This is a genomic window from Aphanizomenon sp. CS-733/32 (assembly GCF_028330045.1).
GTDB lineage: Bacteria > Cyanobacteriota > Cyanobacteriia > Cyanobacteriales > Nostocaceae > Dolichospermum > Dolichospermum gracile.
On record NZ_JAQMSE010000124.1, the window covers coordinates 1 to 11,009 of the forward strand.

Below are 11,009 nucleotides of genomic sequence, written 5' to 3' on the forward strand. Positions count from 1 at the left end.
CAGCCTACAAAACAAAAAACAAATCTCAAAACCAAAGAACCGTGGGGCGCACGGTCTTAAAGCTCAGTTAATGTCCTCATAGAGGAGTCACTGAGAAGCCCACACTCACCTGAAAGGGAGTGTGTGGAGTACGTCACCAATTCCCCATTAACTTTCTAGCCTAAACTAGATCAGGAGGAACTTAGATAAAATACAAATTCAGATAAGGTCATCTTCTATGATTGCAACTCCCAGCTATAACTATCTTTCCCCCGCAGAATATCTCCAAGGGGAAGAAACCAGCCCTATCAAGCATGAATATAGAGACGGAGACGTTTACGCAATGGCAGGGGCTAGTAATACTCATGTAATTATTACTGGCAATGTCTTTGCTATGCTGAGAAACCATCTACGTGGCAGTGGATGTCAAGCCTACATTGCCGATACAAAGGCACACATTGAATCCATAAATACTTATTACTATCCTGATGTCATAGTCAGTTGTGACCAAAAAGATAAAGCCTTTCATAATTTTTTGCGTTATCCTTGTTTAATTATTGAAGTCCTATCTCCCACCACAGAAGCCTTTGACAGAGGTGATAAATTTGCTGATTATCGCCACTTAGAATCACTTCAGGAATATGTATTAGTAAGTCAAACGCGAATAAATGTCGAAATTTTCCGTCGTAATTCTGAAGGACAATGGGTATTTTATAGTTACGGACAGGGAGAAAATGTGCATTTAGCCAGTGTAGATTTTCACTGTCCCACAGAAGATGTCTATGAAGACGTGAATTTTGAATCCCCTGCTGTAGAAAACGTAACTAATTCTTGACTGGGAGCAACCCCTACTCTTCTTCTTTCTTCCTTCTTCCTTCTTCCTTCCTTCCTCCTGACTCCTTGACTCCTGACTCCTGACTCCTGACTCCTGACTCCTGACTCCTGACTCCTGACTCCTGCTTCTAAATTTCAACCATAAAAATTGCCCCCGTTGGATAATTTCCCTCCACACTAATATGTCCTCCATGAGCTTCAATAACCATTTTACAGAAGGCTAAACCTAAACCAATTTGATATGCACCTGTAAGCAGATTTCCTACTTCATATTTAGCAAAAATTACTTCTCTTAATTCTTCTTTAACACCTGGTCCAGAATCAGCTATTTGCATGATGAATTTTCCTGATGATGTGTAATCAGCAACAAAAGAAATTTGACTTTTTTCTGGTGTGAATTTAATCGCATTAGACAGTAAGTTATCAATCACTCGGCGGATGAGATTGGCATCTAAACTGACTGAAATTCCGGGTGCTGGTAGTTTAGTAATTAGTTCTAGATTTTTTTTAGTTATATTTAGTTCAATATCGGTAATAGCAGTAGAACAAAGATAAAAGATATCAGTATCTGTTCGTTGAAGTGTGATCTTACCAGAATCTAATTTAGCCATGATTAGTAAACTATCAATCATGGATTGTAATTTTCGAGCGCTCGTAATAATTTGGCTAGTTTTTTTCTCCTGACGTTCTTGTGAATATTCTGTAATTCGCAAAATTTCCGCAGACATAATGATAGCTGTCAGAGGATTTCGCAAATCATGAACTATCATATTAGAAAGGTCTTCTCGTAAATATAAAGTTTTTTGTAAAGCATCATATTGTTGTTTGATTCTTAACATGGAACGAATCCGTGAACGTAATTCTAATCCATTAATGGGTTTGCTAATAAAATCATCAGCACCTGCTAATAGACATTGGGATAAATCTTCTTTACTAGAAAGGGCTGTCACCATAATTATAGGAATATGCTTCCAATGAGAATTGGATTTAAGTTTTTTGCAAAATTCGATACCACTCATTTTTGGCATCATGACATCCAATAAAATTACATCGGGTTGAAAATAGTCTAAAAGTTCCAGAGCTTGTTGTGCATTGTTAACATAGCTTAGTTCATAACCTTGATTATCTAACAACGTATCAATTACGTCAAAATTATCAGGCTCATCATCAATAATTAAAACTTTAGGCAGTGTAGACATATCTAAAGGTTGCTGATAGGATAGCGTGGCGTAAGCCATAAAAACTTGTTTGGTTAAGAGTCGGAGTCAGGAAGAAGAAGGAAGAAAGCAGAAGAATTTTTATGAGCATAGTTAATGGTTGTTGATACAACAGCTTCTTGACTATGCGGGTTCTTTGGCAGGACATGACTTTTAATTACTAATGTAAGTTGCTAGTTAGGTAAATTGTCAGAAATGGCTAACGCTACGCTATCAGGATGTCCAGGATTAAAGGATAAACAGGATGAAATTTCTGTTTTCATCACCAATTACCAATTACCCATTACCAGCCTCAACTAGATAACTAGCAACTTGAATTAATTACTAGTTCCTCTTTGTATGGTATATCTACTTGGCAGAAAATACCATGATCAACTTCACTCTTGACTGTGATTTTATCCGCTACAATTGTTTACCGCACCTTTTGCAAAATTCCGCATCTGCATCATGAAAAGCTAAACCACAGCCTTGACAAACAGTTTCCACCTGATTTGCCGTTTTTACCAATCGTCTAATTAAATCACCAATCTGCCAAGGAATCAAAGCCACTCCTGTTAAAATCATTAATACCGTTAATAAGCGCCCTAACTCAGAAATTGGTATCACATCACCGAATCCCACGGTTGTCATTGTCACAACTGAGAAATAAAAAGCATCTAAAAAAGTATCAAAATTCTGGGGATTAACTGGATGTTCAACTTGATAAATTAACCCGGAAAAAATAAAAACTATAGCAAATAAAGTAAATAATATTCTCGCAAAAATTACACTATCTTGATTACTGATACTACCAATTAAAACCTTTTTGTCAATAAATCTCAGCAAACGCAAGATTCTAAACCAACGTAAAAGCCGGATAAAACTAACATTTACTAATCCTATAAAAGACGGCAAAATTGAAATTAAATCAATAATTGCATAAAAACTCAGAATATATTTAATTTTATCTTTTGTACTCCATAGGCGCAGTAAATATTCTCCAGCAAAAATTACTAACACACAATTGTCTAATACTCTTAACTCCCAGCGAGCCTCCTGAGAAAGATTATAAGTTTCCGCCACAAAAATTCCTGATGATACTAAAACCAACAAAGAAATAGTTACACTAATTGCTTTACCTACAGGAGTTTCTAGGTCTGTTAAGTAAAAGTCTATTTTTTCTCGGTTTAGCACCATCTTTTCCAAAATTGATTGAATATTAAAAATCAAAAGGTTACAAAATTTTTACCAATTAAGAATTAAAATCTTAACCCAACTCCACCTTGTAAAGATAAGGCTGTACCACCAGTATTTCGGTAGGCATCAAAGGCAATAATGGCATTACCAAAAATCACAGTATTACTATTAGGAATAACATAGTCAATTCCTGGTTGCAAAGCAAAGCTAATTTTATTACCAACAGGGGAAGGCGTATCACCACTAGTTAAGACTAAACCAGCACCTAAATAAGCATCTGTTTGCCAGTTGAGAGGGATGTCATAGGAAACAGTCGGGACTACTGCTGTTCCCTTACCAATTAAAGCTTGTGTGCGGAAAGAAATGGGTGTTTCTAGTAATTTGTAGCGAAAAGCCAGGACTCCACCCAATTGAGTACCGTCTGTCAACCCCACAGTCGGACCAATACCAACATAACTACCATAAGCTACTTGTGCCTGTGCTGGTTGGGAGTTTACCACTAAACTCACAACTGTGCCGATTCCGATTATCCCAAGCCAATATTGAAAACGTTTCATTAGCCTACTCCTGACACACTCTGAATTTAATATAACTTAGGCAAGAGGTTTACTACGAACTCCTAACACCGAACTCAGGTGGTGACAGTTTCAACTATCTGGATATCCTCAATTTTCCAATCCGACAAGGAAAAATGCACCTATTTTGAGACACCATCAGCTAAAACCTGGCACTTTTTTGTGGTAAAAATCCGCGAAACCCTTTGTTAATAAATGGTTTTAGGTTTATATGGCTAACGCCACACTACGCTATCAGCAAGTCCTACTTATGTTAGGGAACTTAAAAATAGCGATCGCTTAAGCTGTTACACAGCTAAATTGGTTACTGACTTTCTCCTCAAATTAACGGCTGATAAATATCCTCAGAAGCCGGATTCAGATAGGGATGCTGCACATCAATCGAGTTTCTGGCAAAGTGTTGGTTAATTAATTCTATTCTTTCTTCTAGGGCATTTTTACCCTTTTGCCAAGATTCTAACAGCGCATTAGCAACAATTTGACAACGGTTCATCCCAAAACTTTCTTGAGGTGCAAATTTTTGATTTGGTTCTTCTGCTAACCCTAATCCCGGTGCTAAAAATTTCGTAAATAAGGGAATTTCCGGCTGAAAGTAAGCTTGATGTTTTTGATAAATATCTTGAAGAATATTCCGAATTGTGGGGTAATCTCGGCGTTCAAAATGCAGCACACCAGCATCATAACGCTGATAGGCAGCGGGATTATAAAGAACTTGAAAACTAAAGGCAATTGCCGCATTATTCAAAGCTCGGGTTAAACTATCCATAAGGACAATTGCCCCGGATGGTGTCACATGGAAATAAATTCGCCCTCCTCCTAAATCAGTATTTTGTGGATCTTTCTTCTCTATTGCTGTATTACTTACTGCTACATAACAGCCATTTTGTAAGCGATTTTTAGGCATCCATATTGCTATTAATTCCCCCACTTTAGGTGGCTTTCTCCGGGGTTGCAGATGACATTCTGGCTCGATATATAAGGTTAATCCATCCTTGTTTACAGCCATACTACCGTCAGGTTCAATTCTCAAAATCTGCCAATCGGGTTCATAATGACCTGCACCATGATTGCTATGATGTAGTTGTTCATAGAATTCTTCATCTACGCCTAAACTATTATTTTCTGGGAAATTTACCTGAGATTGACAATTATTATTTGTGGCTAAGACTGTTTGTAGTGAACCATTGTAATAAATACCGTAGAGGAAATTTCTCAACAGTATATTCAAATATTTCTGTTTTAAAGAAGGTGAGTTGTGTTGAAACCTATTTGCTATATTTGTGGGTAAGGCAAAAGGTTGATAATTGGGATGGTAAATACGAAAATTAGCTTCTATCTGGATATTACTGGCAATATCGAATAATGTATTGAGAATTTGATTGGTAGAGTCATCAAACATTAATTTGTTTTGCACCTCAAATTTTAGGGAAATATATGTGTAACCATCAGGGATAATATTACTTTACTAACAACCGCGCAAGCGAGTTTTTTCATAATAAAGACGGACTAATTTTCGTTCTTTATGGGGTTGGGGAAGTTTCTGGAATGTGGGTAATTGCAGGATTTCGACGGCGGAAATGCCAGAAATTGTTAATACTGATTGTTCTGGCATTGTTAAGAGGCTTTTAGCAACTTCGAGCATACATAAGTTACTATTGTCAAAGGATTTTTGGGATTCAATTCTGTGTTGAATTTGTTGAATTAATGCTAAACCAGCAAACTTAATTACCCGCAAAATGAAGTCTTGATGACATTCTAAAATCATGGGAAAGGCATCAAGATAAGCCTGAATTAAAGCTAAGATTGAAGGCTGTATTGTTTCTAGAGGAATCATCGCTAAATTTAAAGATTCTTCTAGCTCTAATGTCGGATCTACTATTAGGCTGGACAGCCACACATCTAAATAACTTGCTAATAAAGTTCCTAAATCAAAAGCTGGATCTCCCCAACCGCAAGCTTCCCAGTCAATTAACTTCATCAAGCAGTTATCTAGCTGTTCCCATCGAGAATGAACTAGAATGTTGCTCAATTGTAGATCATTGTGAGTTAAACAAGATGGTTTCCAATCATAAGCTAAGTCAGCGATCGCCGATTCTAAACTTTCATAACGCTGATACAGAAGATGAAATCGCAGTGCTTCCGTGGGAATTGTCCCAAATGTGTCTGGATTTATTGAGGGTATACCTTGGGCAGGATTGTAAAAATTATAGCGAAACTGTCCTGCGGGGGCAGCGGACATAAAATCACGATACTCACGTTTATTGAACGTGGCTCGGTGTAATCCTGCTAACGCAGTACCAATCGCGCTGGCGATCGCTGTGGGGAACATACTACTCTGTTGATAAAATTTTCCTAACTCCACATATTCGCTGAAGTAGCTCCGCACCAGAATAGAATTCTCTTCATCAAAATGTAACAATGATGATGCGATCGCCCCAATATTACCAATCACTGGAAATTTCTGTAATAGTTGGTGAAATAGCCATTCATTAAAGAGTTCATGGCAATTTTGATCATTATTAATGTGACGTTCTTGTTTAATTAACAGTTGGCGATTATCTGCCAGGATTACCAGTAAATTCCCATTTTTCTTGCTATTTTCTGGCAATACAGATTTATATGCAGCGCCATCTTCCGCGCTACACAGCCCTGCCTTGAGCAGATACTGGATAACATTTTGAGAAGACAGTGATAATAACATGAATTATTTCCTAGTTATTTAAATGGCTAAAGAATTACCGCAGTCAATATTGAGGTGGCTGTAGCAGTTCTGAAGTTAATGGTAAAAAATTTACGAACCATTGCTACTATCTACTAATATCCCATTTGTGTCAGAAAGACCTGCCAAAATGGCAATATTAGCTATTTTTCTACTTTCAAGTCTACGGAAGAAACTATAAAATCTTTACAATATCTGTAGTAGAGCTTTGCACCTTGAATCAAACATTACTGTTGCCAAAATAGTTGCTGGTACATATCCAGTGAAAACAACGGTTACTTACATTTGTCAGTGATCCATGTTTCCTGTATATATGTTAGCAATTTACCCTGATAATCAGTATTAGTTTACTTTTGTCCCCAATCCCCTCTAGTATAATATATAAATGGCTATACTTGTATTCCTGTAGGTACAAGAGTCAGGAGTCCAGGAGGTAGGAGCGCACGCTTCGCTATCAGGAGTATGGCTAACGCCACGCTACGCTATCAGGAGGTAGGGGCGCAGGGCCTGCGCCCATTCAGGAGTTCAGGAGGAAGAATTGGAGGGAGGCAAGAATAATATTAAATTAGACATAAGTAATGGGACACAATTAATTACAACAATTGATTTTTCTGTTCCCTGTTCCCTGTTCCCTTTTAACCAGTTGATTGATGGATCATCTACCAATGCTGACGGCAAATACTATATCTTATACAGCGGTTCAACTTTTACAACGCCAAGCTGCCTCTCTTTTACTGTACCAATCTGTCCTAGACAGCGACGTAGGCAGAGCGTTTCTGAATTTATTACAAACCATCCGTTATACTGATGCAGATGGGCGAGATTGCCTCCAGGCTTACGGTAGTTATTTCCAAGCTTTAGCCAATAGTCATCAAACCTGGGAGGAATATCTGATTCAGCAAATTCTGACTGCGGATAATCCTTTTAGCAAATTGGCACAACGAGAAGAGTTTAGACAATTACCCTCGGCTTTAGTAGTGGCTGTACAACATGATTTGCAAATATTACAAAGTTTCTATGAATGTAATAGTGCGGTTTTGAGCGAGTGGGTACAAATAGCGACGCATTTACCGATTTCTCCTGTGGTTTGGTATCGAGAACCGGAAACCCTAGCAGGAGAAACGGGTTTAATGGTATCTCTTCCCCTATTGGTAAATTGGGGTGATGCGGTGGCGGATTTAGCCGCTTATTATCAGCAATATGGAACTGGTTTATTTGCCAAATATAGGGCTTTCCGTTGGCAAAGCGGGCAGTTAGTTGGTATTAATTGTCCTGATGGGGTGAAACTGTCTACATTGGTGGGTTACGAGTGGCAAAAAGACGCTTTAGTCAAAAACACAGAGTTTTTATTGTCAGGCGAAACTGCATTGCACGTATTACTGTATGGTAGTCGTGGTTCAGGTAAGTCTTCTTTAGTTAAATCTTTATTGAATGAATATAGTCATCGAAACTTGCGCTTAATAGAAGTATCTAAGTCAGAATTGCCAGATTTACCAAAAATTGTCGAATTGTTGCGAGGTGTTCCTCAGAAATTTATTATTTTTGTAGATGATCTTTCCTTTGAAGAAGATGATAATAGTTTTAAAGCAATGAAAGTGGTTTTAGAGGGAAATATAACTGCCAGACCGGAAAATGTAGTTGTATATGCTACGTCTAACCGTCGCCATTTAATCCGGGAATATTTTACTGATAGACCAGCCCCCAAGGATAACAATGAAGTTCATGGTTGGGATACAATGCAAGAAAAGTTGTCTTTTAGCGATCGCTTTGGTCTAACATTAACTTTTGCAGCCGCAGATCAAAAAACCTATTTACAAATAGTCCAGCACCTAGCAGCAAATATCAATATTTCTCCCGAAGATTTAGAATACAAAGCTTTACAATGGGCAACCCGTCATAATGGTCGTTCTGGCAGAACCGCAAGGCAGTTTATTGACTTTTTAAAGGCAGATTTAGCTGTATTTGGTGAAAATGTGAGGAATAATGACGTTAATTACTAATAATTCTAACAACTTGGCTACCATAAAACCTAGTAAGATGCAACCAACTATAGTTAGTCATCGAGTCGTACTAGGAATAACCGCTTTTAGTGTCAGTTTTGGTTTAAGTCTTGTTCCTAATTGGGATATTGCTAGAGCATTTTTTACGGGAATAATTACGGTATTAGCTACTTATGTAGCCGCATTTCTCGTTGATAAACGGCGAAGACATGATGACTTAAGGATGATTGGTTCTCTCCAAAGACGGATTCGAGATATAGAAGGGTTAAAATCGCGTATTCTCAAAGAAATACACCAATTAGAAGAATATAGAAATTTATTGTATGCAGAAACTCAGCAGTTAGAAAACCAAATTGGAGATTGTCGTAGTCAAAGAGATAGTTTGCATCGAGATATCGGCACATTAGCTGCCCAAAAAAAGCAAATTGAAGCCGAAACTTATAATCTTAAAAATGAATTTACCCATTTAGAGAATAGTAATATAGAGCTAAATAATAGTTGTAATAATTTGATTACAGAAAAGCGAAAATTAGAGCTAAATTGTCATGCCTCTCGTGCTGAAATCAATCAAATTCAACCTCAACTGGAAACAATTAAACAGCAGAAAAAAGAATTAGAAAATGATGTAATTTTGTTAGAAAGACTTAAACCACAACTGGAAGAAAAGCTTTATGAACTACGAATAGAAATTCAAAATCAAGAACTGGAAATTACTAAACAAAATAATCTACTAGTGGAAACAGGTATAACTAGAAATAATCTGGAAAATACGCTCCAATCATTACAGAATAAGACATTAGAACAAAAAACGGAAGTTAATCAACTGCAAAATCAAATTTCTGTCTTACAAGATGAACGGGATTTATTACAAAATCAAGTTTGGGAATTACTTCAACAAGTGGAAACAATCAATCCCTCAACATTGCCCGATAATGAAGAAAATAATTTAGATTTATTTCCTTTTGATGAATTACTAGAACCATTAGATCCCATAAATAGGAAACATGATCACACAGAAGATTTACCAACGGAATGGAATAATTTTTTCAACTATCTCCCCAGTCATAAAATTCAGGTTTTGAAAGCTATACTGGAACAAGATAACCCCAAAGCTACTATTAAAGAAATTGCTGAAGCTAATATTACTATGCCCAATCTCTTGATTGATGCTATTAATGAAATAGCTAGTAATACGATTGGTGACTTAATTATTGAAACCAATACCGAAGTCCCTGAAATTGTTACAGAACATTTATTAAATGTGAAAAAAATGATTAATAAATATTCAGAAATCGGTTACAGCAGAATTCAGGAGTAAACCTGGCTTTGTGTATAGGTTTCAATTGAGATTTTGTACCTAAAATCTAAATCAGCGAAGATGTTATTAAACAACCGCTATCGAATCATTAAAACTTTGGGGAGTGGTGGATTTGGCGAAACTTACTTAGCTGAAGATACCCAAATGCCATCCCAACGTCGTTGTGTAATAAAGCAGCTAAAACCGATTCAAAATAATACCCAAATTTATCAATTAGTGCAAGAACGCTTCCAACGAGAAGCAGCAATTTTAGAGGAACTTGGTTCTACATCTAATCAAATTCCTAGTTTATATGCTTATTTTCAATTTAATGATCAATTTTATTTAGTTCAGGAATTAATAGAAGGTGATACCGTCACAGAGAAAATTCAACAGCATGGAATACTTACGGAGAATGCTGTTAGAGAAATATTACTATCTTTGTTACCAGTTTTGGAATATGTTCATTCAAAACGTATTATTCACCGTGATATTAAACCCGATAATATAATTTTGCGTCATCATGATCGAAAACCAGTGCTAATTGATTTTGGTGCTGTCCGCGAATTAATGGGAACAGTAGTTAATTCACAAGGCAATCCCACTAGTTCAATTGTAATTGGTACACCTGGATTTATGCCAAGTGAACAAGCATCTGGTAGACCTGTTTATTCTAGTGATTTGTATAGTTTAGGATTAACAGCGATTTATTTATTAACAGGTAAAATACCTCAAGAATTACCCACAGAACCAAATCTAGGGAATATTTTATGGCGACATTTTGCCCCCCATTTGAATGTTAATTTTGGAGATATTTTAGATAAAGCTATAGCGTATCATCCTAAAGAACGCTTCACTTCTGCTAGAGAGATGTTGACAGCTTTACAAACTCTCTCGAATCCCGTTGCACCTGCTTTTGTCCCAACACCTACGGTTATTGCAGCACCATCTCCTTTATCACCTGAAAATACAATTGCTGTAAGTCTAGGTAATGACGTACAAAATTCTCATCAAACTAATCAAAATACCGCTAGAGGTGGAATAATTCTTGCTAGTATAATTGCCAGTGGTTTAAGAGGGTGTTTGAAAAGTCTAATTTATTACTTGCAAGGGCGACTAGAAGTCGCAGCTACACAGACGAAACCCACCTTCGTGGGTTCAAAAGCCTTGATTTTTCGTTAGTCCACGCAGGTGGACTTTGTTTGTGTAGTA

At 37.0% G+C, this 11,009-nt stretch carries 8 protein-coding genes and 1 pseudogene; 4 read left to right on the forward strand and 5 right to left on the reverse strand.

All coding sequences use genetic code 11. From position 1 onward, the window contains the following. Positions 1-217 precede the first annotated feature (217 nt). Positions 218-814: a Uma2 family endonuclease gene (locus PN471_RS09415; protein ID WP_193897471.1), complete on the forward strand. Its 597-nt coding sequence runs from the start codon at positions 218-220 to the stop codon at positions 812-814. A gap of 127 nt (positions 815-941) precedes the next feature. Here PN471_RS09415 and PN471_RS09420 read toward each other — a convergent pair whose 3' ends face one another. The 5 genes from PN471_RS09420 to PN471_RS09440 all read right to left on the reverse strand — a co-directional run bounded on the left by PN471_RS09420 (position 942) and on the right by PN471_RS09440 (position 6,482). Continuing rightward, the gene (locus PN471_RS09420) at positions 942-2,051 is read right to left on the reverse strand and encodes a hybrid sensor histidine kinase/response regulator (protein WP_271776622.1); all 1,110 of its coding nucleotides are present in this window, start codon (positions 2,049-2,051) and stop codon (positions 942-944) included. Positions 2,052-2,432: 381 nt separating this feature from the next. Continuing rightward, the gene (locus tag PN471_RS09425; RefSeq protein ID WP_271776623.1) at positions 2,433-3,206 is read right to left on the reverse strand and encodes an ion transporter; all 774 of its coding nucleotides are present in this window, start codon (positions 3,204-3,206) and stop codon (positions 2,433-2,435) included. A 62-nt stretch (positions 3,207-3,268) separates the two neighbouring features. Next, a complete protein-coding gene (locus PN471_RS09430) occupies positions 3,269-3,763 on the reverse strand; it encodes a hypothetical protein (RefSeq protein ID WP_193897467.1) in 495 nt (164 codons plus the stop codon). Between the two features lie 337 nt (positions 3,764-4,100). After that, positions 4,101-5,180 (reverse strand): T3SS effector HopA1 family protein, encoded by a 1,080-nt coding sequence (locus PN471_RS09435; protein ID WP_271776624.1) that lies wholly within the window; start codon positions 5,178-5,180, stop codon positions 4,101-4,103. Between the two features lie 66 nt (positions 5,181-5,246). Then, on the reverse strand, positions 5,247-6,482 hold the full coding sequence (locus tag PN471_RS09440; protein WP_271776625.1) for an aminoglycoside phosphotransferase family protein: 1,236 nt from the start codon (positions 6,480-6,482) through the stop codon (positions 5,247-5,249). A 668-nt stretch (positions 6,483-7,150) separates the two neighbouring features. On the opposite strand from PN471_RS09440, the gene PN471_RS09445 reads away from it, so the two are divergent. The 3 genes and pseudogenes from PN471_RS09445 to PN471_RS09455 all read left to right on the forward strand — a co-directional run. Next, positions 7,151-8,500, forward strand: a complete 1,350-nt coding sequence (locus PN471_RS09445; protein WP_271776626.1) for an ATP-binding protein — start codon at positions 7,151-7,153, stop codon at positions 8,498-8,500. Then, positions 8,484-9,818: a tellurite resistance TerB C-terminal domain-containing protein gene (locus PN471_RS09450; protein ID WP_271776627.1), complete on the forward strand. Its 1,335-nt coding sequence runs from the start codon at positions 8,484-8,486 to the stop codon at positions 9,816-9,818. Before PN471_RS09445 ends, PN471_RS09450 begins: the two co-directional genes overlap by 17 nt. Before the next feature lie 60 nt (positions 9,819-9,878). Then, positions 9,879-10,877, forward strand: a pseudogene (locus PN471_RS09455) (protein kinase domain-containing protein); the annotation flags it as partial. Positions 10,878-11,009: the final 132 nt, after the last annotated feature.